Below are 24,077 nucleotides of genomic sequence, written 5' to 3' on the forward strand. Positions count from 1 at the left end.
ATTAGCTCAGGACTTCGCTTTTGATTTCCCAGTCACGTACGTCAACGAAATGACCTTTGATCGCCGCCGCTGCCGCCATGGCTGGAGAAACCAGATGCGTTCTGCCGCCGCGCCCTTGCCGTCCTTCAAAGTTACGGTTGGAGGTGGAGGCGCACCGTTGTCCCGGCTGCAGGACGTCGGGATTCATCGCGAGGCACATGCTGCAGCCTGCATCACGCCATTCGAAGCCCGCTTCTACGAACACCTTGTCGAGGCCTTCTTGTTCGGCTTGCAGCTTCACGCGGCCCGAACCTGGAACGACAATCGCCGTTACCTTATCCGAGACCTTGTAGCCTTTAGCGACTTCCGCCGCCGCACGCAGGTCTTCGATCCGGCCGTTCGTACAGGAACCGATAAAGACATAGTCAATGGCGATATCCGTCATCGGCGTACCTGGCGTCAAGCCCATATATTCTACCGCTTTCTCAGCGGCCTTCCGTTCATTGTCTGTCGCGAAGTCGGCCGGGTTCGGCACTGTACCGTTAATCCCCGTCCCCATCCCCGGGCTCGTTCCCCAAGTGACTTGCGGAATCAGCGAATCGACGTCAAATTCTGCGACGCGGTCATAAACCGCTCCTTCATCGGTAGCAAGGTTCTTCCATTCGGCTACCGCCTGTTCGAACGCCGCGCCTTGAGGAACGTGCTCGCGGCCGCGCAAATAGTTAAACGTTGTATCGTCCGGTGCGATCAAGCCTGCTCTTGCCCCAGCTTCAATCGACATGTTACAAACCGTCATCCGCTCTTCCATCGACAATTCGCGGATTGCTTCACCCGTATACTCGATGACATAACCCGTAGCGAAGTCCGTGCCATATTTCGCAATTACGCCGAGAATCATATCCTTCGCGGTCACGCCCGGTTTGCGTTTGCCGACAAAACGAACTTCCAGCGTTTTCGCTTTGGCTTGTTGGAGACATTGCGTGGCCAATACGTGCTCCACTTCACTCGTACCAATCCCGAAAGCAAGCGCGCCGAATGCGCCGTGCGTGGACGTATGGCTGTCACCGCAAACGATTGTTTTGCCGGGATGTGTCAGCCCTAACTCCGGACCCATGACGTGGACAACGCCTTGATCGATCGTGTCAAGATCATACAAAGTAACGCCGAAATCACGACAGTTCTGGGACAGCGTGTCAATTTGCTGTTTGGAAATCGGATCGGAAATGTTAAAGCGATCTTTGGTTGGAACGTTATGGTCCATCGTAGCGAAAGTCAATTCCGGACGGCGTACCTTGCGGCCGCTGAGACGAAGTCCTTCAAATGCCTGCGGAGAAGTTACCTCGTGTACGAGGTGCAAGTCGATATAAAGAATGCTAGGTTTGCCTTCCTCTTGATGAATTACGTGGTTATCCCAAATTTTCTCATACATTGTCTTTTTGCTGCTCATGTTCATTCACCCCACACAAGGATTCGTACCAATGATCAAGACGTAAGCACGTCGCGTTGACCGCCCCTGTCGCCTTGAATGTTGAAATCAATATAACATGATCGCGTTAATTGTTCCAAGATATAATATCTATAAATGTAATAGGTTTAACTTATAAGCAGTGCAAAAAACAAGGGGGACCAGTCATTTTACCAATCCTCCCCGCAGGGCCATCACGACGACCTTCGTTCGATCCTCGCACCCGAACTTCTGCAAGATCCGATGAACATGGGATTTCACCGTTCCTTCAGTAATAAACAACTTCGCCGCAATTTGCTCGTTGCGAAGGCCGTAAGCCAACTCCTGCAGAATCTCTTGCTCGCGTTCGGTCAGCGGTTCCAGCAACTTTAGAGTCTGTGCGTTGGCAGGAGCTAGCGGCGGTGCGGAAGTAATAGCTTCCTGCAGGGCCCCGGAGGCCAATTTCGTTCTGTAGATAGCTTCTCCGCGATGAGCGGAACGAATCGCTTCGATCATGTCGTTTGCTTCCGCATCCTTCAATAGATAGCCGACAGCGCCAGCACGAATTCCTTCCAATACGTAGTCCTGATCGTCAAAAGTCGTCAAAATGACGATTTTAACTCCCGTTTGCCGCTCCATAATACGCCTCGTTGCTTCGATACCGTTCATGAAAGGCATCTGCACGTCCATCAGAATGACGTCCGGATGCAGCTCCTCTGCCAGCTTAACCGCATCCCCTCCGTTTCCGGCTTCACCTACCAACTGCATATCGGACTGTAAACCAAGAATATAGCCGAAGCCCTGACGAATCAGGTTCTGATCGTCTACGAGCATTACTTTAATTCGGTTCGACTCTGGCACGGGAACCCTCCTTATCTTCCGTTTTGCTAATGCTCCTGTCTAATTGTCCAAGAGACTCCGGGAGCTTGGTGACAATCTCCAAGCCGTTTAATTCCCGCGCCATGAACTGTAAACTTCCGCCCTTCTCTTCCACGCGAGTCCTCATCGTTTTGAGCCCAAATCCTTCGGAGATGGCCTGGCCGGCTTGCAACTTGCCGTTATCCCGAATGTTCATCACGATATTGCGGTTATCCCGCCGCAGGTTTACCTCCACCTCGGTTGCTTGCGCATGGCGCACGACGTTGGTAATGGCCTCCTGCAATATTTTAAACAGTATTCCGTATATGCCGTCCCCCAGTTCCCCGTCCGGCAACTCGTCATGCACGACGTAACGAATGCCCGTCGATGCTTCCATTCGAGATAGCAGGGCATTCAAAGCGGCTTTGCCCGATATCGAGGGATCGTCCGCCAACTCGTGCACAGAGTTACGGATGTCCTGAAGGCCCTGCCTCGCTACGGCCAACATCTCATCAATGGTATGCTCCGTCAGGCCGGGATCTTGCCGGACCATGTACCGCAGCGCCTGGAGTTGGACGATCAAGGACGTGAGGCTATGTCCTACAGAATCATGAATATCCCTCGCAATGCGCGTGCGTTCCTCCAGAACCGCAAAACGCATGGACATCGCGGACGCCTCCTGAAGTTCATCGTAGGCCTTCCGCAACTCTGCCAAATGGCGGAGGTTTTGCTCATGCATCTCTTTACGCATCATGCGCCTGCGAATGACGGAGTACAGCACGATCGCTAACGAAATGTAGGTGACGATACCGGTAAGGTTCAAGGCACCGAAGCGAATGAAAAGGACAGCCGTAATCAGCAGCGTCAAGAGTGCCGGCCATAATGGTTTTGGCAAAATCAAACGCAGCAGCGCATAAAAAGCGATGAAGATGAAGAAATAAACAAGCTCTCGGTCATGATACCAATAAAGATTGACACCGGTTATGCCCAGGAGCAGACCGAAAGCCACCCATGCATGCTTGGGGTCCCACTTTGATTTTGGAATGAACAGAATGCAGATATAAAGGAGCCAAATGAGCCCATTTAATGCAACTTGAGATGTGGAGCCTGCAAACAGACCCACCGAATACATGGAATACAGGATTACTATTCCAATGACGGCAGGACGGAGATTCGAAGCGTATTTTCCCATGGACATAAATGCATGACCTCCAAACGTTGGCTGCCTCAACTTTAGCATAACCCCTCTCTATCTCGGGATAGAGATTCGACGGCGATAATTCAACCTCGAGGCAGTCGTCTGATGAGGGCGATACGCGGTACGATAAGTCCATCACAACGAAGGAGGTTCTTCATCTTGGGACAAATCGTCACTACATTGATCGCTTTGTTTATCGTTTACCGCATCTATCTTCGCGTCCGCCGCAGTATCGGCTGGCAGCAGTTGAAGCCCCGAAAGCTCTTGTACTCCACCGTATTTCTTACAATTATCGGGTTCTTATTCTTGTTTGCAGGCGGCCTCAGCGTCGCGAGTGTGCTTTCGGATCTCGCAGGCGCATGCATCGGCGGCTTGCTCGCGTATTATAGCTCGGCCACAACTCGGTTTCAACAGCGTGATGGAACCCTCTATTACAATAGCAGTCTTTGGATCAGTTTTACGGTTATGGCTTTATTTTTCGGTAGATTAGCCTATCGATTCTACATGCTCTTCTTTGTTAACGGCGACCACGTGAAAAGCATGGAGGCACTGACTTCGATCGGCAGCTCGCCATCCCCGTGGATGTCAGGCCTCATGTTAATTATGTTCGTGTATTATATCGTTTATAATATCTCTCTGCTGACTAGAAAACACAAACACGTCGAGCTGAACACCGTTTAGTTCATTGCCTGAACGATAACGATCAGCACCGGAAGCGTCAGAAAGGAAGCGAGCGTTGTCCATACGATGCACTTCGACACCAGCCCGAGGGCGGCGTCAAACCGTTCAGCCAGCACAACGGCATTTACCGCGACCGGCATCGAGGCTTGAATAAACAGGACCGAGAACAGGACGCCGGAGATCCCAAGCAGCTTCAAAGCCGTGAAGGCCAACAACGGAGCCAGAAGCAGGCGGATTACCGTACCTGTCCAAAATGCGGCTGGCCTCACCCGCGTCGCCTCCGGTCGCCCTACCTTCACCATTTGTGCACCCAATATCGTTAGCACCACAGGCGAGTACGCGTCAGCTACCATCGAGATCCCCTGCTCCAAACCGGTGGAGAGGTGAAACCCGAATATTTTCAGAAATACAGCCAGAGCCGCCGCATAGACCGCCGGGAGAGCAAACACGGATTTCACCGCACTTTTGACGGAAAACTGGGATCGTGCCGCGAAATAGACCCCAACTGTATTCACAATGATCATTTGCGTGATCACATACACCGAGGCCTTATCCAGGCCCAATTGACCGAATGCCAGAAGCACGAGCGGCAACCCATAGTTCGCGCTATTCGTGAGAGTGGAGATCAAAGTCAAACCGGCCGTCTCCGCCGAATCCATTCGGGTGATCATCCCCGCAACTTTAGCTACCCCCCACATCAGCAGCAGATTTACGAGGGCGAAGCCAATTGTGTTGTACAGTTCATCCATCGATATTCGGGCGTTCCGCAGCGTGTCGAAGATGATAGCCGGACTAAGCACGTACAAATATAACGTTAACAAATGTTTCGTGTCCCAGGCGCGGAACCGGGCCAGCAGCGCCCCGAAGGCAACCGGAACCGACAGCGGCACGATAACGCCAAGCAGCGTCGAACCAACCGTTTGGAGCATGACGGCACCCCCCCACTTTGAATTGCCACCTATTTTAACGTCCGGATGAAGCCATCGTCCAAGACTAGAAACCAATATCGTTAATAGTTAACGCCTATACCCCATCCCCAAATGGATTCCGCAATAAAAAAGAGCAATCCGGCCGAGTTACATCTCGGAATTCGGATTGCTCCCTATCGTAATCTGATTTAAAACGAATCGATTCCCATCACATGATCCAGCGGTACAGGTCCGATACTGCGGCTGTCATTGCTGTTATTCCGGTTATCTCCCATCACGAACACGTGGTTTTCCGGCACTTCCCATACCTGTGCTGCACCGGCATCCATCTGTTCTTTGATGTAAGACTCCTGCAGCTGCTGTCCGTTGCGGAACACATGCCCGTCTTTCACTTCGATCGTATCCCCGGGCAAGCCGATGACGCGTTTCACATAGAATACATCATCCTCTTCTCCACCGGACAACCAGGTGATGATCGGATGCTCCTTCACATCATCCCAGAACGTGCGGCTACGGTCCACGCGGCTGTCGATAATGACGATGTCGCCGTAAGCCGGCAGCTTCTCCAACACATGCGTAAACTTCCAGGCGTAAATCCGTTGGTTGTCGTTCAATGTAGGTTCCATCGAATGCCCATCCACTTTATAGGGCTGAATGATAAAAATGCCGATGATCATGCTAAGCACAAACCCAAGGGCGATCGAGAAGCCCCATCCGCCGAGTTCCTTCCACCATCTCTTTCGTTTCAAGCGAAAACCTCCACCCACTTGATGTTTGTCTCTATTATAAAGGCAACGGATATGCCATGACAAACATCTATATGATATAGTGAACTTATAGGTTCTACTTATAAGATACAAAGGGGTAATCGCATGGAACTTCGCCAACTTCAATACACCTTGCAAATTGCTGAGGAAAAAAACTTCTCCCGCGCCGCCGACAAGCTCCACATTGCCCAACCGTCGCTAAGCCAGCAGTTGTCCAAGCTGGAGCAGGAGCTGGGGGTGAAGCTGTTTCAACGGAATACGAGTACAGTCGAGTTGACCTACGCCGGAGCCAGCTTTATCACGCATGCGCAGAAGATTATGGACGCCGTCGCCGAGCTCCGGCAAGAAATGGACGACATCTCCCAGCTAAGGGCCGGTCGCGTCGTGGTCGGCAGTATGCCGATTACCGGCTCCCACCTGTTGCCCTACGTGCTTCCAGCGTTTAAGGAAAATTATCCAAACATTCAAATCACCTTGCGGGAAGACACATCCTTAAACCTGGAGAAGCTCACGGCCGGCGGCGGTACCGATCTTAGCCTGCTCTCCCTGCCGCTGCAGGAGCCCACCCTCTCCTACGTACCGATCGGCGAGGAGATCATCGATTTGGCGGTTCCCCCGGACCATCCGTTGACGAGAATACCCGGGGTGCAGGAGCAGGGCGTCGAGCTGACGCAGCTTCAAGACGAACCGTTTATCGTCCTCAAAAAAGGCCAAGGCTTCCGTAAACTGACCGTCGATCTGTGCCGCGGCGCCGGATTCGAGCCTAACGTCGTATTTGAGAGCAACAACATTGAGACCGTGCAGTCGCTAGTTGCTGCCGGTATGGGAATCACGCTCGTACCGCGGTTTATTGCCAGGGCCAAGCGCAGCGAATTGATCCCGGTTTATTTACCTCTCGCCGCTCCGGCCCCAAGCCGGACGCTGGTTATCGCATATCGCAAAGGCCGTTATTTGTCCAAGGCGGCTGAGGCATTCATTGAAACGTTTAAAGCGACGATGGAGCATCGTCAAACGCTTTATCATTCATAACACCGCGGTCGTCGGTCGGCGAAAACGGGAATTTGGCGGCGGACTTGATCCACCAGCGACAAGTCGATGCTGCCGGTGACGATTTCCTCCCCTTCACCGCCTTCGGCTACGATTTCGCCCCAAGGATCAATGATCAGAGAATGGCCGAAAAAGGCATCGCTTCCACTCTTCCCCGTCCGGTTGCAGGCGACAACGTACATCTGATTCTCAATAGCTCGTGCAGCGAGCAGCATGCGCCAGTGGTTGAGCCTCGGATGCGGCCATTCCGCCGCCACGAACAGCAGCTTCGCACCCTGCAGAGCCAAACGGCGGGCCAGCTCCGGGAAACGGATGTCGTAACAAATCGCCGCTCCAGCTTGCAGACCATCCAGTTCGAACGTCACACTCCGCTCCCCGGGCTGCAAATACTTCTCCTCCTCCATCAGGCGAAATAGATGAATTTTGGAGTAAGAGGCGACTTCCTCGCCGCTGCGGTTAATGACCGGCATCGTGTTATATACCTGACCTTCGCGGATTTCGGCAATCGAGCCGCCCACCACATGAATGGCATGGCGGCGGGCAAAAGAGGACAGCCATTTCCGGCTATCTCGCCCCTCCGGATCAGCCAGTGCACCGATTTCCGTCAAGGCATACCCCGTATTCCATAGCTCCGGGAGCAGGATGATGTCCGGCTTCTCCGCAGCCGTGGCCGCCTGTTCCATAGCTAGTTCCAGGTTAGCTCGATTGACCTTGGGTTTCCCTAAAACGATATCGCACTGGATCAAGGCGATTCGCCAACAGTCCTGAAGGTGAAGCGTTTGAGTCGACACTTGATTCATCCCTTGGACACCGCCTTTCGTTTGACGTTAGCTTCTTGTGTCCCATCATAACGGCGGCCCTGCGGTTACGCAAGACGAACTGGCTCGATGGGCGTATGCAGGTATCTGCGACTTCGAGGCGTGTTTCCTTTGCATTAGCGCGAAACGCGTGTTATGCTATCGTAAATGAGATCCATGACGGACATGATCGAAACGCGTAGACGGGACCAGTACGAAAGAACGCGGCGCTAAAGAGAGTAAATTCCACCGGCTGAAAGAATTTACAGGCTAGCCCTTTCCGAATCCTATCCCTGAGCGGCCGGCCGCCAAAGCCGGACAGCGCCCCTGTTACCGGGCATATAAGTTGGATGAGATCCCTCATCAATAAAGGTGGTACCGCGGAAGTCAAAACTTTCGTCCTTTGCGTGCAAAGGCGGAAGTTTTTTTTATTTTATCTAAAGTTCGAGGAGTGATCCCTATGCTGCGACGCATCGTCGTCAAAATCGGCAGCAGTTCGCTGACATCGTCGGAAGGAGGATTAAACCGGGAGGCAGTCGCCTATTTCGCGACCGAACTGGCTGGGTTGATTCAGGCTGGATACCAGCCGCTGCTCGTCACCTCCGGCGCGGTTGCCGCCGGATTCCGCGAGATCGGATATCCCGAACGGCCGAAGCTGCTGCATGAGAAGCAGGCCTCAGCCGCCGTCGGTCAGGCCCTGCTGATGCAAACCTATCGTGAAGAACTGGCACGGCACGGGGTTTCCGCCGCGCAGGTGCTGCTGACCCGATCTGATTTTCAGAACCGCAAGCGGACGGGCAACGCCAGCATGGCGATCGAAGAGTTGCTTAAGCATAACGTGCTGCCGATCATTAATGAGAACGACACCGTATCGCTGGACGAGTTGAAATTCGGTGACAACGATACGTTGTCTGCCCTCGTTGCTAACCTCATTCGGGCCGATCACCTGCTGATCCTGACCGATATGGACGGTCTGTATACCAAAGATCCGCGCCTGGATCCCGCAGCGACACGGCTCAGTCGCGTAACGGAAATTACCGGCGAGATCTATGCAATCGCCGGGGGTGCCGGTTCGGCCGTAGGCACTGGCGGCATGCGTTCGAAAATCGACGCTGCCAAAATCGCTTCAATTGGCGGTGTTCCCGTCTTTGTCGGCAAGGTTGCCGATCCCGGAGATCTACTGACCGCCTTGCGCGGTGACGGCCGCGGCACCTACTTTGAGGCCCATGGCGCGGCGCTGCCGCGGAAGAAACAGTGGCTGGGCTTCTTCTCCACCCCGATCGGGACGCTGACGGTAGACGCTGGCGCTGAAGAGGCGTTGATCCGTGGCGGGCGCAGCCTGCTTCCGGTCGGTGTTAAAGCCGCGAGTGGACATTTTCATACCGGCGATGTTGTGGAGGTCGTTAGTACCGATGGTGAGGTACTGGGACGCGGCATTGTCAACTATGACGTGGAACAGCTCCACGGCATTCTCGGGCTTCCCAGCACCGAGGTCGTTAAAAAGATGGACACCGTCCATCGCCTGGAGGTCATCCACCGGGACGAATGGATTTCGCTTAAAGCCTAAATATTCTCATCCCCAGCTGATATCAAGGAGGTATACCCATGAGTGAAGTGAGACAAAAAACCGAACAAGCTGGCAAGGCTGCGGCCGTACTGAACCGATTAACGACGGCACAAAAAAACGAAGCCCTATTGGCGGCGGCCGAAGCCCTGGTGCGCGGTACCGATGCCATTCTCGCAGCAAATGAGGAAGATCTGCAACGGGGACGCGACAACGGAACGTCTTCCTCGATGCTGGACCGCCTGGCTTTAACGCCGGAACGTATTGAAGGCATCGCCGAGGGGCTGCGGCAAATTGCCGAACTCCCGGATCCGGTTGGAGACGTGCTGGAGACCCTCGACCGCCCGAACGGTCTGCATATCGTTAAACGCCGCGTCCCGCTTGGCGTCATCGGGATCGTCTATGAAGCCCGGCCAAACGTCACGGTTGACGCGATGGGATTATGCCTGAAGACTGGGAACGCCGTAGTGCTGCGCGGGGGTTCCTCCGCATTGTCTTCCAACCGCAAAATCGTGGAGGTCATCCATGTCGCGCTCGCGGGCACCCGAGTTCCGGTTGAAGCTGTACAGCTGATCGAAGATCCGAGTCGATCCTCCGTCGACGAAATGCTCAAGCTGAACGGGCTCCTTGACGTCGTGATCCCACGCGGCGGCAGCTCGCTGATTCAAACGGTCGTGCAAAACGCCACGGTGCCGGTGATCGAGACGGGTGCGGGCATCTGCCATACGTATGTAGATGCCTCAGCCGATCCCGTAATGGCAAAGGATATCGCGTTGAATGCCAAAGTCCAGCGCCCTTCGGTCTGCAACTCGATGGAAACGCTGCTGGTTCATGAAGATTTTGCCAAACGCCACTTGGCGGAGCTGGCGGAACGTTTCAAGGAAGCCGGCGTTGAGCTACGAGGCAGTGAGGCAGCCAGAGGACTGATCTCATGGGCTGTACCTGCCACAGATGAGGATTTCGCTACGGAATACAACGACTATATTCTTAACGTCAAAATCGTTCGCAGCCTCGACGAAGCGATGGCGCATATCGCCCGCTACGGTACGAAACACTCCGAATGCATCGTCACCCAAGACCCCGCCAATGCCGAGCGGTTTCAACAGGAAGTGGATGCGGCCGCGGTCTATCATAACGCCTCCACCCGCTTCACCGACGGCTTTGAATTTGGGTTCGGCGCAGAGATCGGGATTAGCACCCAGAAGTTGCATGCTCGGGGGCCCATGGGTTTAACCGCGCTCACGTCGAGCAAATATATCGTTCAGGGGAACGGGCAAATTCGGCAATAACAAGCTATACTCCCCTTTATCCCAATATTCTTTAGGAGGTCATTCCCTATGAAAACAAATCCTACTTTAGCCGCCTCCACCATCTGTTTTTATGGAGCGGGATCGATGGCCGAAGCCATCGTGCGCGGCTTGCTCCATAAGCAAGTTGCCAGCGCGGGCCAAATTGTCATGCTGAACCGCTCGAACCGAGAACGGCTCGATTACTTATCGCAAACCTATCAAGTCCAAACGGCGATCGAAGAAGACGCCAAGCGGGTATATCTGCGGGATGCATCGATTATCGTCCTGGCGATGAAACCTAAAGACGCCGGCGAAGCTCTGGCTGGTCTTGGGCCGCTTTTACGAGAGGGTCAGTTGATTGTCTCCCTGATCGCCGGCTTGTCCATCGCCACGATTCAAGCCCTGCTCGGCACGAAGGCTGCTGTAGCTCGCACGATGCCAAACACCTCCTCCTCCATTGGGCATGGAGCGACCGGGATCTCCTTCTCACCGGAAGCGACCGAGGAGCACCGCGCCCAGGTGTTGTCGATGTTCGAGGCGGTCGGAATGGTAAGTGTTATCCCCGAAGAACAAATGGAAATTTTGACGGGCGTATCCGGGAGCGGACCCGCATATGTATATTACCTGATGGAAGCGATGATTGAAGCCGGTATCGAGGGCGGCTTAACGGCCGAACAAGCTCGCGAGCTGACGGTGCAAACGGTGTTGGGCGCCGCCTTGATGATGGCGGAAACCGGCGAAGCGCCCACCAAGTTGCGTGCGGACATCACCTCGCCGAACGGCTCGACGCAAGCAGCGATTGGCGTGCTGGAATCCGGCAGTTTCCAGCCGAACGTACGAGCTGCGGTCCACCGGGCTGCCGAACGTTCAAAGGAAATGGGCGAAGCCGTGAAGCGGGCATTGCTATAGGAAAGGCATCACGATAGCCGAAGGCCGGAGTCTCGCTTAAGGTTTGTTCGAAAGGGGGACGGCAGCATGAGTAACGGCGACATCCCATGGGAAGAAAAAGTAACGGCACTGGACGCGGTAAATCGCTTGCGGGAGGAATTCTTGGCCCGCGGCTGGTTCCCCGCTTCCAGCGGAAGCTTGTCGGTGCGGATTGGCGGCTGGGCGCCGGACCGGTATACGTTTGCGGTCACGGTCGACGAGACGGAACGGCCGGAGCTGTTAGAGGAGTCTTCCCTACGGGCAGGCGTCCTGTTCGTGGATGCCGCGGGTGAGCCCTGCGAGCCGACCCGTTTGAAACCAAGCCCCGATACGCCAGTTCACGCGAGAATTTACCGGTTGACCGGCTGCGGCGCGATTGTTCACGTACATACGGCATATAACAATTTGCTTAGTGAATATTTCAACGCCGATGGCGGAGTACCACTCAAGGGCAATGAGCTGTTAAAAAGAATAGGAATCTGGGAGACGAGCACGGAGATTCGAGTGCCGATCCTGCCGAACGCCGCTGAACTCTCAACAATTCTGAAGCGAATTGCGGGCGGACTGGATTCCCGCGTTCCCGCGTTTTTGCTGCAAAACCACGGGATTTATGCCTGGGGCTCCGGCCTCAGGGAGGCAAAACGTCATTTGGAAGCATTGGAGTTTATGTTTGAAGTGCTGTACCGTTCTCTGCTCTTACCCTCCAAAGGGCGCCATATTTGATGACAACAACTCGCGGCATGCGATAAGCGGCGAAGCCGATCGAAAATCCGGTTCTTCCGCTTTATTGCTGGCCGCGAGTTTTGATTCGTGCGAATGAATAATCAACTTATCTCTCGATAAATTCCGCGTACGCCTTGGCATCCATCAAGTTTGCTAGCGCGAGGTTCGGATCCTCCTTCAGACGAATGTGTACCATCCACCCCCCGTCGTACGGCTCTTCATTCACTAGTTCGGGTGCGGTATCCAGCTCTCCGTTCACTGCCACCACGGTACCGCTGACCGGCGTAAACAAATCGGCGACCGTCTTGACGGATTCAATGGTACCGATACCGTCCTGCGCTTCGATCTCCTGCCCGGGGTCGGGTAGCTCCACGAACACAATATCCCCCAATCGATGTTGAGCTACATCGGAAATGCCGATTTTTACCGTACCGTCCCCCAAATCAAGCACCCATTCATGTTCATCGCTGTACCACATGTTTCCCCTGATCTCATTGGCCAAGACTAGCTCCTCCTCTTTCCGGATGATCTATCGTCCCACATCTGAACTTGCCGATTCTCGATCTTGATGTTTCTTCGTTCAGATTATTCCAAACCTAGCTCTCATGTCAATATTATTAACACAAATGATAGAGTCTATCAAAATGTAAGCGTAACCTTTTCCAACAAACGAAATATATTAAAATTATTATGATAACTTTATTGACATAGAGGCTGGTTTTGAGTATTAATGAGATGTGTAAGCTGCGATTGATGGCAGGGGGAGAGATTACAATAGGCCATATTGTAACGCCGAAGGAGCAAGCCGCCATGCGGTGAATCTCTCAGGCAAAAGGACTTCTGCCGGACGCAACTCTGGAGAGCATTCGCTAAGAGGTAGTTCATTTACAACTCTCATGCGAATCACCCAAGGGGAAACCTGCGCAAGTCTTAGAGCCTTAGCAGGGTAACTCTCAGGTACAAGGGACAGAGCCAGGAAGATCCGTTAGGTAAACTGACGGTATTTTCTTTGGCCTGTCCTTTTTTGGTTTCCCAAAATTGGCCGATCCGGCCCTTTCGAGGTGATGGTAATGTCCGAATCCGCTTTGCGGCGTACGCCGCTCTACTCCAGGTATGCGAAATATGAAGGAGTTCGCTGCATCGATTTTGGCGGCTGGGAGCTACCGGTGCAGTTCAGCGGCATCCAGAAAGAACACGAAGCCGTGCGCGAGCGCGCCGGGTTATTCGACGTATCGCATATGGGCGAATTTTACGTGGAGGGGCCTGGGGCGGAACGCTTTTTGCAAGGCATGACGACCAACGACGTGGACCTACTCGTGCCGGAAAAAGCTCAGTACACCCTGCTCTGCTATCCTGATGGCGGTGTGGTGGACGATTTGTTGATCTACAAGCTAGAGCAGACAAAATACATGTTGGTGGTTAACGCCTCCAATATCGAAAAAGACTGGGATTGGCTGCAGCGACACCTTCCCGCTGAAGGCGTAACGATGCGCAATGCGTCCGACGAGACGGCTTTACTCGCCGTACAAGGGCCCTTCTCCTCCGCTCTGCTATCCCCGCTTTGCGAAGGGATGGACCCCTCAGCCTTGCGTCCGTTCACCTTTATTCGGGACGCGCGGATTGCCGGTATTCCCGTGCTGCTGTCGCGCACCGGATATACCGGTGAAGACGGTTTCGAGTTGTACGTGGCTGCTGAACATGCGGAAGCACTTTGGGATGTGCTGATGGAAACCGGAGAAGCGCACGGCCTTCTCCCTGCCGGGCTTGGCGCCAGAGATACGTTACGCTTCGAAGCTTGCCTGCCACTCTACGGGCAGGAGATAGGACCGGATATCTCCCCGCTTGAAGCAGGCCTGAATCGGTTCGTGAAGCTGGAACAAGGTGATTTTATCGGTCGCGATGCGCTGGTCAATCAGCGGGGAGACGGCATCCCTCGCCGCTTGGTCGGCCTCGAAATGATCGATCGCGGCATCCCCCGTACGCATTATCCGGTGTTCGCCGAAGGCTCGGAAGAACCGATTGGAGAGGTAACTACCGGTACGCAATCGCCGACTTTGAAAAAGAACCTCGGGATGGCGATCCTCGCAAGCCGTTACGCCGAATCGGACACGATCCTCGAGATCGACATCCGTGGCAAGCGGCTGAAGGCCAAGGTCATCCCGTTGCCGTTCTATCGCCGAAACCTATCCGCTAAGCGGTGAAAGGAGAGTAGCAATCAGATGTTAAAACACCGTTACCTGCCATTAACTGAACAAGACGAATCGGAAATGTTGGCGACCATCGGCGCAAGCTCCGTACAGGAGCTGTTCAGCGACATTCCGGAGGGCATTCGTTTTCACGGCGAGCTCCCGGTATCCCCGCGTTTGGACGAATACGCATTGACCCGGCACTTCTCCGAACTGGCCGGACGAAATGCCGATACCGATCGTTTCGCCAGCTTTCTCGGTGCCGGCCTTTATGACCACCACATCCCTTCCGTCATTCAGCATGTCATTTCCCGTTCGGAATTTTATACGGCCTATACCCCGTACCAGCCGGAAATCAGCCAAGGCGAGCTGCAGGCGATTTTTGAGTTCCAATCCTACATCTGCGAGTTAACCGGTCTAAAGGTCGCCAACGCCAGCATGTACGACGGAGCTACCGCCTTGGCCGAGGCCGGCAACCTGGCCACTGCCGCTACCAAGCGTAAGCAGCTTCTCGTCTCCCGCGCCGTCCATCCGGAGGCCCGTGAAGTGCTCGCTACCTACGCCCATGGCTTAAACCTTGAGATCGTCGAGGTCGGCTGGACGCAAGGCGTTACCGATCGCGAAGCGCTCGCCGCGGCCATCACGAAAGACACCGCCGCCGTGCTGATTCAGAACCCGAATTTCTTCGGTTCCCTGGAGGACCTCCGCGCCATCGGCGAAATGGCTCATGCGCATGGGAGCCTGTTGATCGTCAGCAGCAATCCGCTCGCGCTTGGCTTGTTGGAAGCGCCGGGGAAGCTCGGTGCCGACATCGTCGTTGGCGATGCCCAGCCGCTGGGGCTGGCCCCCTCCTTCGGCGGCCCGACCTGCGGCTTCTTCGCCGTATCGGAGGCGCACATGCGCCGGATGCCCGGCCGAATCGTCGGGCAGACGACCGACCGGAACGGTAAACGCGGGTTCGTGCTAACGCTGCAAGCCCGCGAGCAGCATATCCGTCGCGAGAAAGCAACCTCGAACATTTGCTCCAATCAGGCGCTGCTCGCCCTGGCCGCCTCCGTCTATCTGTCTATATTGGGCAAGCAAGGAATGGCCGAGGTTGCGGAGCTGAATTTGCAGAAAAGCCATTATGCAAAAAAAGAATTGACCGCTATCCCCGGTATCAGCGCAGCTTTTGAATCGCCGTTCTTCAACGAGTTTGTTCTTCGACTGCCGAAGGAGGCCGATCCAGTTCGGCTGCAGAAGGATTTTCTCACCGCCGGCTTTATTGGCGGCTATGACCTGGGCCGCAGCTACCCCGAGCTGAGCGGCCACCTGTTGATCGCCGTAACGGAAAAGCGCAGCAAAGCCGAAATCGACCAATTCGCCCGCGTACTGGAGGAATCGATATGCTCGAAGTAAAAGAGACGGCACAATCCGATGAATTATTGATATTTGAGCGCAGCCGTCCCGGCCGGATCGGCTATTCCTTGCCGGAATGCGACGTTCCGGCCGTCCCGAAGGAAGAGTTGGTGCCGCAAGGCATGCTGCGGAGCGAGCGATTGGCTTTTCCCGAAGTGTACGAGGTGGACGTGATTCGCCATTATACCGCATTATCCCGCCGTAATTTCGGGGTAGATAACGGATTTTATCCGCTTGGCTCCTGTACGATGAAATACAATCCGAAGGTTAATGAGGATGTGGCTCGTTACCCCGGCTTAGCCAAAATCCATCCGTATCAGCCGGAGGAAAGCGTGCAAGGGGCGCTAGAGCTGATGTATCGCCTGCAGTTGGACCTGGCCGGACTCACCGGCATGGACGAGGTGACGCTGCAGCCCGCGGCCGGGGCCCATGGCGAATGGACCGGCCTGATGATGATCCGCGCCTACCACGAAAGCCGCGGCGAGAAACGCACCAAGGTGATCGTGCCGGACTCCTCGCACGGCACGAACCCCGCCAGCGCCTCGGTCGCCGGGTTCGAGACGGTGACCATCCCGTCCACCGCGCGCGGCATGGTGGACCTGGACGCGCTGCGAGCGGCTGTCGGCGAAGACACGGCTGCGCTGATGCTCACCAACCCGAACACGCTAGGCTTGTTCGAGGAACAAATCGTAGAGATCGCCGAGATTGTGCATGAAGCCGGCGGTCTGTTGTATTATGACGGCGCCAACTCCAACGCGATCATGGGCATCGCCCGCCCCGGCGACATGGGCTTTGACGTTGTGCACCTTAATCTGCACAAAACGATGAGCACCCCGCATGGCGGCGGAGGCCCCGGCGCCGGTCCCGTCGGCGTCAAGAAGCGGCTGGTTCCGTTTCTTCCCGAGCCACGGATCGTCCAAGACGAATCTGGGCGGTACGCCATCCGCGGCGCGCGTACTGAAGGGGCTGCGAATGATTTAGCTGATGGTGGAACCTCCGGATCGGCCAGCTCGATCGGTCGGGTGAAAGCTTTTTACGGCAACTTCGGCATCCTGGTCCGCGCATATGCCTATATCCGCAGTCTCGGCCCGGAAGGACTCCGTCAGGTCTCGGAAAACGCCGTATTGAACGCCAACTATATGATGAGACGCTTGGCTCCTTATTACGACTTGCCGTACCCGGATCAACCCTGCAAACACGAATTCGTCATGTCCGGCAGCGGGCTGGCGAAATACGGTATCCGCACGCTGGACGTCGCCAAGCGACTGCTGGACTTTGGTTATCATCCGCCAACCATTTACTTCCCGTTAAATGTGGAGGAATGCATCATGATCGAACCGACGGAAACGGAAAGCAAGGAAACGTTGGACGGTTTTATTGATACGATGATCGCTATCGCTCAGGAGGCCGAGACGAATCCGGATCTGCTGCGGAACGCTCCTCACACGACGTCGGTTACGCGTCTGGACGAAACCGGCGCTGCCCGGAAGCCGGTATTGAATTGCGCCTGCGGGTGAACCCAAATAACACACAAAAGAGATGCTGTAATTTCGCAGCATCTCTTTTGTGTTGGATAAAATGGTGGATATCCGAATTCCACATCCATGAGACCGATAATTTCCCGGATCGGCTCTCGTCTATATACACGAAGGCATAAATGAACACAAACTAATTTGATGAAGAGGTGTTTTGAAAATGGCATTAACTTCCGCATTCACGAGCTTTAACCTGCCCGTAAAAAATGTAGAACAATCGAAAGCGTTCTTCATCGGACTCGGATTCGAGCTCAACCCGCAATTCCCCGAGAACGAGAGTTCGGCAGCCATCGTGATCGGCGACAACCTGCAGATCATGCTGATCCATCAATCATTCTTTAATACGCTCACGGAGAAGGAGTCCGTCGATACGAGCAAGTATGCACAGATGACGATCGCCTTAGCCTTTGAGAGCCGGGGAAAAAGTCGATGAAATCGTGAACACTGCGCTCTCCTTAGGCGGGAAATTGCATGCCGATCCAGAATATCATGGGTCCATGTATCATTGGGGTTTCGTGGACTTGGACGGCCATCTGTGGGCCATTAACTGTATGAACATGGATGAGGCACAAGACTAAGGCTAACGGAGAGCACGCTCGTACTAGGGTTCAAAAAGCAAGACGCCGGGCATCTTGCCCGGCGTCTTCTTCGCGACGATTCGTCGACTTAGAAATAAACCACCCAAATCACGATTGCCAGCACGATTCGGTACACCGCAAACGGAACCAGCTTAATGCGATCGATCAGCTTCAGGAAAAAACGGATCGACAACAGCGCAAACACGAAGGCGCTGATAAAGCCAACCACGAAGAACGGCAGCGCATCGATCGTGAAATACTCCAAATTCTTCACCAGCGAAATCAAGCTAGCCCCGGCCATGATCGGAACGGCCATGATAAAGGTGAAGTCAGCCGCCGCGCGGTGACTTAAGCCTAGCAGTACCCCGCCGGAAATCGTCGAGCCTGAACGCGAGAAACCCGGCCAGATCGACAGGCATTGGAACAAGCCGATGCTAAACGCCTGCTTGTACGAAATCTGATCGACAGTCTCCACACTCGCCCGCTTCGGCGCGAACCGATCGGCGGCAATCATCAGCAACGCCCCCACAACCAAACCGATCAGTACAGTCGCCGTTGAGAATAGATACTCATCGATATAATCCTCGAACAATACCCCCAGAATTCCGGCTGGAATTAAGCCAACGATCACCTGCATCAACTTAAGCCGCGGCCCCGCTTGTCCACCAGCTGCCGATGCTCGCCCAGCCTTCCCCGGCATCCATCGGGACAGCCCCAGCAAATCGATAAATCGATTCCGGAATACGACCAGGACGGCCAGGATCGAACCGAGTTGAATCACGACTTTAAACGTATTCGCCACGTATTTTGAACCGAGCAATTCCCCGGTTTTCAGCCACATATCGTCAACAATGATCATATGCCCCGTGGAAGACACCGGAGCAAACTCCGTGAGTCCCTCCACCAGGCCAAGTATAATTGCTTTTATCAGTTCCAACAAATTCATTATATGCTTGCTCCTTTAAAAGGTTGTTCCGTATTTTATTCCTCAGTTTTGATGTTCCCGCGCTCCGCTTTTTCTTCGACGCAGCCAAAGTACGCCCACGAACAGTATACCTAAAGCAATCACGGCATAAGCGATGTTCGAATAGACGTCCATAAAGGCTACGATTTCTTCCCAAGATCCCCCTACTGCCGCGCCAAGCAAGACGAGTGCCACGTTCCAAATCAGCGTCCCTATGGTTGTGAACAGCAGGAACAGGCCGAATTTCATTTTGGACATGCCGGCCGGGATGGATATCAGGCTGCGGATTAACGGAATCATCCGGCAGAACAACACCGTCCAATAACCGTACCGATCGAACCAGGCATCTGCGCGGCGGATGTCTTCTTTTTTCAGACGCAGGAACCGTCCGTAACGCTCGATCCACCCTTCCAATCGGTCGACGTTAACCAAATATCCGATCCCATACAGAATCACGGCGCCTAGCACCGAACCCAGTGTCGAGAACACGATCACCCCTACCGGCGTCATGCTCGTGTAGGTGGTCATGAATCCGCCAAACGTTAAGATCACTTCCGACGGAATCGGAGGAAACACGTTTTCTAAAGCAATGAGCAGAAAGACGCCAAAATAGCCGAACTGTTCCATAAAGTCCGTAATCCAGTTCTCCACGTTGTACCTCCAGTATTTTTAGCGAATCGCTTTCTTTATGTTACGCAAGTAACGAGCCCGGATAAAGAAGAAATAGGCCACTTGCGCCAGCAGGAAGCTGGTTAGTATCATCACCGTCTGCCAAGCGACGGAGAAGTTAAATAAGCTTTGCATCGCCTTGAATGCGAACAAACTATGCACGATCGCCAACGCGATCGGTACGAAGAACAGCAGGCCAACCTGACGAGTGACGACCTTGGCCAGTTCACGTTCCGTGAGGCCCAGCTTCGCCAATGCCCCGTACTGGCGCCGGTCATAGGCCAAGTCGCTGTACAGCCGGAAATAGAGAAAGCTTCCCGCCGCGATAAAGAAGACGGTACCTACCAGCAAAGCGAAAAACAGCAATGCCCGGTACGTTGTCCGCTGCACCTCATACAAAGTACCGCTAACGGTCATGGCGTAGGGTTGGTCCATCTCATAGCTCATTCGCCCGTTATCGGTCAGCTCCGCTGCCAAACCGAGGGTAAGCTTTGGATCCTCTACATAAAATCCGGTGAATCGATCCATATAGACCCGGTCGATCTCCTTCTCCGAGGCCGTCATTAATCGTTCCAGGAAGGAATCGCTGACGACGAGGCCGGAGAACGAACCCTCCCGATCGTCGCCAGCGGTTAGCGTCAGGTTCTCGGGGATAGCCACATGCTGAGTAACGCCAATCTCACGGACGGACAGCTCCGGCGCCCCCCTAAAGGTATAAGTTACCGGCCTCCGATGTACGAGCAGCGGTTTCTCCCGCTCCGAGCCGAGCAGCAGCAGCGCCTCACCGTCCTCAGGCGCAATCTCGGTAACCTCGATTCCCGCCGCCGTCAGAAGCCGCTTGTAGTCCGTGAACGAGATCAGCGGCAAGCGTTCCAGTGCCGAGAAAGGCCGGGAAGAGGCCACCTCCACAAGAGAAATCGGCACGCTCACCGTGCGATATGCGATTCCATGCGAGGCGAGCTCGGCGCGAATCGCGCGCAAATGAACGTCCGCGGTTGCACCGTCCCCTTTGGCCACATAAGCAATCTCCACCGGATAGTCTAGATCAAATTCGCCCGCCAGACGATTCACCGACGCAAAAGCCCCTACCGCGCAGAACGTGACCGTCGAGATGATCGTCACGAGGAAAAACATCCGCGCATTCTCTTTCATCCGGGAAGCGAGATTCGATACGGTGACCAAATTGGTTTTTTTCCAATAATAAGTCAAGTGCCGCTTGGCCCGTTGAATCAGAAAAACACTGAGCTGTGTGTAGAAGAAATAGGTCCCCCCTATCGTCATCGCCGTGACTGGCAGCATACGAAGCAACACGTTCGAAGCCGTGGCCGTGGCCGCCAACAAGTAGCTTGCAACTAGCAGGACCGCCGCCAACAGCGATAAAGCCAAGGAAGCCTGCGGCGGCCGGGCGGGTTTCATCTCGGCCTGAAACAGCTCGATCAGTCGGTGTGAACCCAGCAGAAGCGACGTGCAAAGCGAAATCAACAGAAACAGCAGCGAGAACGCCCCCACCGTCAGCAGCAGACCTTGCCAAGGCACATGAAACGCAAGCTGCGGTACACCCAGCAGATTGGAGCCTGCCATCAGAAACAGCTTCGCCAGCAATAACCCTCCACCGATGCCGCAAACCAGTGATCCCACGCCGATCAGCACATTTTCCAGGAAAACCAGCTTACGCAGTTGTTGTTCGGTCATCCCGTGCAGCAGCAATATCCCAAACTCGCGTTTTCGCGAGCGCAGAAAGGAGCCTACTGAGTAAATCACAAAGAAGAAAGCAAACACATACATGATCGTTTCGGCCGCCCACAGCACCAGCACCGCCGAACGATACACGACCTCAGCCTGCAGGCCGGGATGAAACAAAAATAGCGCGCAAACGAAAAAAATCATGACCGAAAACGAGCTGCTGAGAAAATAGGCGGCATAGGTTCGTTTGTTCCGCAGGACGTTGTTAGAGGCGAATTGACGAAAGGTCATGGCTGTCCCCTCCCAGCAGCGACATCATGTCGATGATTTTCTGGAAAAAGGTCTGTCGGTTGTCCCCGCGATAGATTTCGTTATACAGCTTGCCGTCCTTGATAAAAATCACCCGATGGCAAAAGCTCGCGGCGAGCGCATCGTGGGTCACCATCATAATCGTCGCCTGATGGGACTCATTCATTGCGGCGAACGCCTCCATCACGTCCCGGGACGCTTTGGAATCCAGATTCCCCGTCGGCTCATCGGCTAAGATGAGCGAAGGTTCGTGGATCATCGCGCGAGCGATCGCGGTCCGCTGCATTTGTCCGCCCGACAACTCATAAGCATACTTGGACAAGACTCCCTCGATCCCAAGCCGCCGCGCCATTTCCAGCGCCCGGGCTTTCATCACCGGGACCGAAACACCGTCGAGCGTTAACGGGAGTACGATGTTTTCCTCCGCCGTCAGCGTATCCAGCAGGTTGAAATGTTGAAAAATGAACCCCAATTCCCGCCGCCGGAACAACGCCGTCTGTTCCCGGGTCATTCGATGCGGATCCTGCCCGCTCAGGGTAACCGCCCCCGAAGTCGGCTCGTCGATCGTGGCGATGACGTTAAGCAGCGTTGTTTTACCGCTACCCGACGGTCCCATAATACCGACGAACTCCCCTTCAGCGATCGTGAAGCTTACCCCATCCAAGGCTTTGGTGGCGATTTTCCCTTCATAGATCTTCGTTAATGCCTTCACTTCCAATATCGCCATGCCGTCCGTGTCGCTCCTTCTATTCAGTCCGTCTACGTCCCGGCATGCTGCCTGAACACTTCTGATTATAGTAAAGCCGCCAGCTTGCGCTCCATGGCTCAATCTTACAGTTACCTTACTCCGTTGTAAGCTTTAGCGCCCCGGTTGAAATACGATCCGTGCGGTCGCGCCTACCCCTTCTTGTGAATCCAATTCAATCCGGTGTCCCAACTTCGCGCAGATTTCCTTCGCCAAATACAACCCCATGCCGGTAGACTCCTGAAAGCTGCGACCGTTATCCCCGGTAAAATAAGCGTCGAACACCCGGGGCAGATCGCTGGCGGGAATGCCTACGCCTTCATCCTCTATTTCCAGCACAGTCTCCCGACCTCGTGTGAAGCCGCGGAAACGAAGATTGGCCCGTTCCTTCACGGTATACTTCACGGCATTGGTGATCAACTGAGTCAATACAAAGGACAGCCACTTCTCATCCGTGGCAATCGCCAGCCCTTCCGGTATCTCGATCACCGGATACACTTTGCGCCGAATGAATAACCGTTTTTGCGACGAAGTCACCGAACGTACCAAGTTTTCCAAATCCAGCGACTCGACCACGAAGTCATGCTCGAACGTATCTAAACGAGCCGCATACAACACCATTTCCAGCCCCTTGCGCAGCCGTTCCAGTTCGTCGCCGATCGCCACGGATCGAGGATCGTCTTCATGCTGCACCATCAGATGAATCACGGACAAAGGCGTCTTCATTTGATGTACCCATTGATTCATGAAATGGCGATGACCGTCGATCTTGCTCTGCTGCTCGCCGATTTCCTGCAAATAAAGGCGGTACTGCGCTTTCAACAGCCGCTGCAGGGAGTCGGCCAACGGCGAGCCTGGTTTAACGTCGGCAAAAGCGCGCAGCGAATCCGGGATTTCCTCTAATCGGCGGTAAAATGACCGATTCGTCCAATAGCGGATCAGCAGAAACACCGCCAAAATGCAGCTGCTGAGCAATGCGGCATAGATACTGATCGCCGCGTGACGGTAACCATCCAGCCAATACACCAGAGTGTTCAATGCCAGCTGCAGCAAATAAGCGAAAATGAACGGCAGTTGATCTTTCCAGAACAAACGCATAGGCTCACTCCCCCCAATGCGGGACGAGCCGATAACCCTGGCCTCGGACGGTTTGCAGCGCATCGTCGATCCCGAGGGCGGACAACTTTTTCCGAACACGAGTTACATAGACGTTCAGGGTGTTGTCGTCTACAAAGACCTGATCGTCCCAAATTTTCTCCAGCAACCGATCCCGGCTGACCACTTGCTCGATTTTGCCCAATAATTCATCCAGAATTTTAACCTCGGTTAAGCTCAATTCGATCCGTTCATCCCGAAGGCTAAGGGACAGCCGATCCCGATCCAAACGCAGCCCTGCGACCGTAACCGTGCGGTCGTCCCCGCTCCCGGCATAGGTCCCGTAAGCCCGGCGCAGCTGACTTTTGATTTTGGCAATCACGATATCGTAATCGAACGGTTTGGTGATATAGTCGTCCGCCCCGTTTTCCAGCGCCATCACCTGGTCCATTTTCCCTTCGCGCGCCGACAAGAATACGATTGGACAGGTCGACAAGTTGCGGATCTGGCGGCACCAATAATATCCGTCGTATTTAGGCAGGTTCACGTCCAGCAGTACGAGATGTGGAGCGTATCGCTCAAACTCGGCTTTGACCTCGCCAAAATCGGCGACCGCCAGTGTATCGTAACCAAACCGGTGCAAGTATTGTTCCAGCAGCTCAACGAGCAGCTTGTCGTCTTCGACGATAAAGATTTTGAACATGTCCGTTTC

At 54.4% G+C, this 24,077-nt stretch carries 22 protein-coding genes, 1 pseudogene and 2 riboswitches; of the genes and pseudogenes, 10 read left to right on the plus strand and 13 right to left on the minus strand.

Going from position 1 to position 24,077, the window contains the following annotated elements; genetic code table 11:
• Position 1 precedes the first annotated feature (1 nt).
• From leuC to IM700_RS07080, 3 genes are all read right to left on the minus strand, one after another.
• Positions 2-1,426 carry a 3-isopropylmalate dehydratase large subunit gene (gene leuC, locus IM700_RS07070; RefSeq protein WP_155605282.1) on the minus strand — a complete coding sequence of 475 codons (1,425 nt, stop codon included), beginning with the start codon at positions 1,424-1,426 and terminating at the stop codon, positions 2-4.
• A 183-nt stretch (positions 1,427-1,609) separates the two neighbouring features.
• Positions 1,610-2,257, minus strand: coding sequence for a response regulator (locus IM700_RS07075; protein ID WP_193416298.1), 648 nt, complete (start codon positions 2,255-2,257; stop codon positions 1,610-1,612).
• Positions 2,258-2,261: 4 nt separating this feature from the next.
• Positions 2,262-3,479 carry a sensor histidine kinase gene (locus tag IM700_RS07080; RefSeq protein ID WP_193416040.1) on the minus strand — a complete coding sequence of 406 codons (1,218 nt, stop codon included), beginning with the start codon at positions 3,477-3,479 and terminating at the stop codon, positions 2,262-2,264.
• Between the two features lie 159 nt (positions 3,480-3,638).
• On the opposite strand from IM700_RS07080, the gene IM700_RS07085 reads away from it, so the two are divergent.
• Complete coding sequence (locus IM700_RS07085) at positions 3,639-4,160, plus strand: CcdC protein domain-containing protein (RefSeq protein WP_193416039.1); 522 nt, start codon at positions 3,639-3,641, stop codon at positions 4,158-4,160.
• On the opposite strand, the gene IM700_RS07090 is transcribed toward IM700_RS07085, so the two are convergent.
• Together IM700_RS07090 and lepB are read right to left on the minus strand one after the other, a co-directional pair.
• Positions 4,157-5,089, minus strand: a complete 933-nt coding sequence (locus IM700_RS07090; RefSeq protein WP_193416038.1) for an AEC family transporter — start codon at positions 5,087-5,089, stop codon at positions 4,157-4,159. The two genes, IM700_RS07085 and IM700_RS07090, sit on opposite strands and share 4 nt — an antisense overlap.
• 188 nt (positions 5,090-5,277) lie before the next feature.
• Positions 5,278-5,838, minus strand: a complete 561-nt coding sequence (gene lepB / locus IM700_RS07095) for a signal peptidase I (protein ID WP_193416037.1) — start codon at positions 5,836-5,838, stop codon at positions 5,278-5,280.
• Between the two features lie 123 nt (positions 5,839-5,961).
• Here lepB and IM700_RS07100 point away from each other — a divergent pair, with 123 nt between their 5' ends.
• A complete protein-coding gene (locus tag IM700_RS07100; RefSeq protein ID WP_155605285.1) occupies positions 5,962-6,885 on the plus strand; it encodes a LysR family transcriptional regulator in 924 nt (307 codons plus the stop codon).
• Here the strand turns inward: IM700_RS07100 and IM700_RS07105 are convergent.
• Entirely contained in the window at positions 6,876-7,703 is an 828-nt protein-coding gene (locus IM700_RS07105) for a carbon-nitrogen family hydrolase (protein WP_193416036.1), read from the minus strand. The two genes, IM700_RS07100 and IM700_RS07105, sit on opposite strands and share 10 nt — an antisense overlap.
• A 457-nt stretch (positions 7,704-8,160) precedes the next feature.
• Between IM700_RS07105 and proB the strand changes: the two genes are divergently transcribed.
• From proB to mtnB, 4 genes are all read left to right on the plus strand, one after another.
• On the plus strand, positions 8,161-9,267 hold the full coding sequence (gene proB, locus IM700_RS07110) for a glutamate 5-kinase (RefSeq protein ID WP_239483689.1): 1,107 nt from the start codon (positions 8,161-8,163) through the stop codon (positions 9,265-9,267).
• Between the two features lie 38 nt (positions 9,268-9,305).
• Positions 9,306-10,553 (plus strand): glutamate-5-semialdehyde dehydrogenase, encoded by a 1,248-nt coding sequence (locus IM700_RS07115; protein WP_193416034.1) that lies wholly within the window; start codon positions 9,306-9,308, stop codon positions 10,551-10,553.
• Between the two features lie 48 nt (positions 10,554-10,601).
• Positions 10,602-11,462 carry a pyrroline-5-carboxylate reductase gene (gene proC, locus IM700_RS07120; protein ID WP_193416033.1) on the plus strand — a complete coding sequence of 287 codons (861 nt, stop codon included), beginning with the start codon at positions 10,602-10,604 and terminating at the stop codon, positions 11,460-11,462.
• A 66-nt stretch (positions 11,463-11,528) separates the two neighbouring features.
• On the plus strand, positions 11,529-12,203 hold the full coding sequence (mtnB, locus tag IM700_RS07125; RefSeq protein ID WP_193416032.1) for a methylthioribulose 1-phosphate dehydratase: 675 nt from the start codon (positions 11,529-11,531) through the stop codon (positions 12,201-12,203).
• 106 nt (positions 12,204-12,309) lie between these two features.
• Here mtnB and gcvH read toward each other — a convergent pair whose 3' ends face one another.
• Complete coding sequence (gene gcvH, locus IM700_RS07130; protein ID WP_239483690.1) at positions 12,310-12,705, minus strand: glycine cleavage system protein GcvH; 396 nt, start codon at positions 12,703-12,705, stop codon at positions 12,310-12,312.
• Positions 12,706-12,953: 248 nt separating this feature from the next.
• Positions 12,954-13,053, plus strand: a riboswitch (glycine riboswitch).
• Positions 13,054-13,056: 3 nt separating this feature from the next.
• Positions 13,057-13,175: riboswitch (glycine riboswitch) on the plus strand.
• A 98-nt stretch (positions 13,176-13,273) separates the two neighbouring features.
• Between gcvH and gcvT the strand changes: the two genes are divergently transcribed.
• The 4 genes and pseudogenes from gcvT (at position 13,274) to IM700_RS07150 (ending at position 17,900) form a co-directional block, all read left to right on the plus strand.
• Positions 13,274-14,404, plus strand: coding sequence for a glycine cleavage system aminomethyltransferase GcvT (gene gcvT, locus IM700_RS07135; protein WP_193416031.1), 1,131 nt, complete (start codon positions 13,274-13,276; stop codon positions 14,402-14,404).
• An 18-nt stretch (positions 14,405-14,422) separates the two neighbouring features.
• Entirely contained in the window at positions 14,423-15,787 is a 1,365-nt protein-coding gene (gcvPA, locus tag IM700_RS07140) for an aminomethyl-transferring glycine dehydrogenase subunit GcvPA (RefSeq protein ID WP_193416030.1), read from the plus strand.
• A complete protein-coding gene (gene gcvPB, locus IM700_RS07145; protein WP_193416029.1) occupies positions 15,775-17,304 on the plus strand; it encodes an aminomethyl-transferring glycine dehydrogenase subunit GcvPB in 1,530 nt (509 codons plus the stop codon). The genes gcvPA and gcvPB overlap by 13 nt, the downstream gene beginning before the upstream one ends.
• Positions 17,305-17,482: 178 nt before the next feature.
• Positions 17,483-17,900, plus strand: a pseudogene (locus tag IM700_RS07150) (VOC family protein).
• Positions 17,901-17,988: 88 nt separating this feature from the next.
• On the opposite strand, the gene IM700_RS07155 reads toward IM700_RS07150, so the two are convergent.
• The 6 genes from IM700_RS07155 to IM700_RS07180 form a co-directional block, all read right to left on the minus strand.
• Entirely contained in the window at positions 17,989-18,846 is an 858-nt protein-coding gene (locus IM700_RS07155; RefSeq protein WP_193416028.1) for an undecaprenyl-diphosphate phosphatase, read from the minus strand.
• Positions 18,847-18,888: 42 nt separating this feature from the next.
• Entirely contained in the window at positions 18,889-19,515 is a 627-nt protein-coding gene (locus IM700_RS07160; protein ID WP_193416027.1) for a DedA family protein, read from the minus strand.
• Between the two features lie 18 nt (positions 19,516-19,533).
• Entirely contained in the window at positions 19,534-21,507 is a 1,974-nt protein-coding gene (locus tag IM700_RS07165) for an ABC transporter permease (protein ID WP_193416026.1), read from the minus strand.
• Complete coding sequence (locus IM700_RS07170; RefSeq protein WP_193416025.1) at positions 21,482-22,252, minus strand: ABC transporter ATP-binding protein; 771 nt, start codon at positions 22,250-22,252, stop codon at positions 21,482-21,484. The genes IM700_RS07165 and IM700_RS07170 overlap by 26 nt, the downstream gene beginning before the upstream one ends.
• Before the next feature lie 132 nt (positions 22,253-22,384).
• Complete coding sequence (locus tag IM700_RS07175; RefSeq protein WP_193416024.1) at positions 22,385-23,368, minus strand: sensor histidine kinase; 984 nt, start codon at positions 23,366-23,368, stop codon at positions 22,385-22,387.
• A 4-nt stretch (positions 23,369-23,372) separates the two neighbouring features.
• The gene (locus IM700_RS07180) at positions 23,373-24,068 is read right to left on the minus strand and encodes a response regulator transcription factor (protein ID WP_193416023.1); all 696 of its coding nucleotides are present in this window, start codon (positions 24,066-24,068) and stop codon (positions 23,373-23,375) included.
• Positions 24,069-24,077 lie beyond the last annotated feature (9 nt).

This window comes from Paenibacillus rhizolycopersici, from assembly GCF_014947195.2.
GTDB classification, from domain to species: Bacteria; Bacillota; Bacilli; order Paenibacillales; family Paenibacillaceae; genus Fontibacillus; species Fontibacillus rhizolycopersici.

What these genes read in the sequence shown, in the direction of transcription:
- mtnB (WP_193416032.1), top strand. Translation starts at nt 11,529, where the DNA reads ATGAGTAACGGCGACATCCCATGGGAAGAAAAAGTAACGGCACTGGAC.
- IM700_RS07155 (WP_193416028.1), bottom strand. Translation starts at nt 18,846, where the DNA reads ATGAATTTGTTGGAACTGATAAAAGCAATTATACTTGGCCTGGTGGAG.
- IM700_RS07080 (WP_193416040.1), bottom strand. Translation starts at nt 3,479, where the DNA reads ATGTCCATGGGAAAATACGCTTCGAATCTCCGTCCTGCCGTCATTGGA.
- IM700_RS07090 (WP_193416038.1), bottom strand. Translation starts at nt 5,089, where the DNA reads ATGCTCCAAACGGTTGGTTCGACGCTGCTTGGCGTTATCGTGCCGCTG.
- gcvPB (WP_193416029.1), top strand. Translation starts at nt 15,775, where the DNA reads ATGCTCGAAGTAAAAGAGACGGCACAATCCGATGAATTATTGATATTT.
- gcvT (WP_193416031.1), top strand. Translation starts at nt 13,274, where the DNA reads ATGTCCGAATCCGCTTTGCGGCGTACGCCGCTCTACTCCAGGTATGCG.
- IM700_RS07165 (WP_193416026.1), bottom strand. Translation starts at nt 21,507, where the DNA reads ATGACCTTTCGTCAATTCGCCTCTAACAACGTCCTGCGGAACAAACGA.
- IM700_RS07105 (WP_193416036.1), bottom strand. Translation starts at nt 7,703, where the DNA reads ATGAATCAAGTGTCGACTCAAACGCTTCACCTTCAGGACTGTTGGCGA.
- IM700_RS07115 (WP_193416034.1), top strand. Translation starts at nt 9,306, where the DNA reads ATGAGTGAAGTGAGACAAAAAACCGAACAAGCTGGCAAGGCTGCGGCC.
- IM700_RS07075 (WP_193416298.1), bottom strand. Translation starts at nt 2,257, where the DNA reads ATGCTCGTAGACGATCAGAACCTGATTCGTCAGGGCTTCGGCTATATT.
- proC (WP_193416033.1), top strand. Translation starts at nt 10,602, where the DNA reads ATGAAAACAAATCCTACTTTAGCCGCCTCCACCATCTGTTTTTATGGA.
- IM700_RS07180 (WP_193416023.1), bottom strand. Translation starts at nt 24,068, where the DNA reads ATGTTCAAAATCTTTATCGTCGAAGACGACAAGCTGCTCGTTGAGCTG.
- IM700_RS07100 (WP_155605285.1), top strand. Translation starts at nt 5,962, where the DNA reads ATGGAACTTCGCCAACTTCAATACACCTTGCAAATTGCTGAGGAAAAA.
- IM700_RS07170 (WP_193416025.1), bottom strand. Translation starts at nt 22,252, where the DNA reads ATGGCGATATTGGAAGTGAAGGCATTAACGAAGATCTATGAAGGGAAA.
- proB (WP_239483689.1), top strand. Translation starts at nt 8,161, where the DNA reads ATGCTGCGACGCATCGTCGTCAAAATCGGCAGCAGTTCGCTGACATCG.
- gcvPA (WP_193416030.1), top strand. Translation starts at nt 14,423, where the DNA reads ATGTTAAAACACCGTTACCTGCCATTAACTGAACAAGACGAATCGGAA.
- leuC (WP_155605282.1), bottom strand. Translation starts at nt 1,426, where the DNA reads ATGAGCAGCAAAAAGACAATGTATGAGAAAATTTGGGATAACCACGTA.
- IM700_RS07175 (WP_193416024.1), bottom strand. Translation starts at nt 23,368, where the DNA reads ATGCGTTTGTTCTGGAAAGATCAACTGCCGTTCATTTTCGCTTATTTG.